Source organism: Spongiactinospora gelatinilytica (assembly GCF_003236385.1).
GTDB lineage: Bacteria > Actinomycetota > Actinomycetes > Streptosporangiales > Streptosporangiaceae > Spongiactinospora > Spongiactinospora gelatinilytica.
In genome coordinates this window covers 1-1,420 of record NZ_POUA01000715.1, presented here as the reverse complement: position 1 = coordinate 1,420, position 1,420 = coordinate 1, and the positions used below count along the sequence as shown (strand labels likewise).

Genomic DNA, 1,420 nt, shown 5'->3' with positions numbered 1-1,420 from the left:
GTCCGGCCCCGGCCCGGCGCCGGACTCCCTTGACGTCGCCTGTCAGTGAACCCTTGCCACCCCCACAACAATCATATACGATCCTGTATAAATTGATCATCGGCAGTCTCTGAACTGCAAGGAGTCGAGATGCCCCCCACCAAAATCACTCTCGACCGAGAACACCGCCGCGTCGTACTCGCCGCAATGGTCGGCACGACGATCGAGTGGTACGACTTCTTCATCTACGCGATCAGCGCCGGACTCGTCTTCGCCACCCAATTCTTCGGCGGCGCCGGAAAAAACGCCCTTCTCGTATCCTTCGCGACGATCGGCATCAGCTTCTTCTTCCGCCCGCTCGGCGCCGTCATCGCCGGTCACCTGGGTGATCGGGTCGGCCGCCGGGCCATGCTCATCTTCACGCTGCTCCTGATGGGCGTCTCCACGGCGCTGATGGGCCTGGTGCCCTCGTCCGACGCGATCGGCGTCGGCGCGCCCATCCTGCTGGTCCTGCTGCGCATCATGCAGGGACTCTCCGCGGGCGGTGAGTGGGGCGGCGCGGCACTCCTCGCGGTCGAGCACGCCCCCGCCGACCGACGCGGCCTGTACGGCGCGTTCCCGCAGATCGGAGTGCCCATCGGACTCCTGCTCGCGAACGGCGTCCTGGCCGCCACCGCCGCGATCACCGGCCCGGAACGGTTCCTCGCCTGGGGCTGGCGCATCCCCTTCCTGCTCAGCGTCGTGCTGATCGTGTTCGGCCTGTACATCAGGACCCGGGTGGCGGAAAGCCCGGTGTTCGAGGAGGTCAAGAAGACCCGGACACAGTCCAGCCTCCCGCTCGTCCCGCTGTTCAAGCACCATTGGGCCCTGGTCATCGTCGGCGCACTGCTGTTCGCCGCCAACAACGCCGTCGGCTACATGACCACCGGCGGGTACATCCAGTCGTACGCGGTCAAGACCCTGCACCTCGACCGCACGGCCGTGCTGGCCGCCGTGATGATCTCCGCCGTGGGCTGGCTGGTGAGCACCCTGCTCGGCGGGTGGCTCGCCGACCGGTACGGCCGGCTGCCCGTCTACCGGATCGGCTTCGTCGTCCAGTTGGCCTGGATGTTCCCGTTCTTCGCGCTGATCAACACGGCGAACCTCGCCCTGATGATCGTCGCGCTCATCCTCTTCACCGTCGGCCTCGGCCTCACCTACGGCCCGCAGCCCGCGCTGTACGCCGAGATGTACCCCACCCGGGTCCGCTACAGCGGCGCCGCCATCTCGTACGCCATCGGCGCGATCCTCGGCGGCGCCTTCGCCCCCACCATCGCCGAGGCCCTCCAGACCCGCACCGGCACCGTCTACGCCGTCGCCGTCTACCTCGCCGCCGTCACCCTGATCGGCCTCATCGCCACATTCCTGGTCAAAGACCACCCCGGCACCCCACTCACCGAAC

At 67.5% G+C, this 1,420-nt stretch carries 1 protein-coding gene; it reads left to right on the top strand.

Annotated features, from left to right (window positions below; translation table 11 throughout):
- Positions 1–129 precede the first annotated feature (129 nt).
- Positions 130–1,420: MFS transporter (locus C1I98_RS38850; RefSeq protein WP_111172181.1), on the top strand; the 1,291-nt coding region annotated here is incomplete at its 3' end.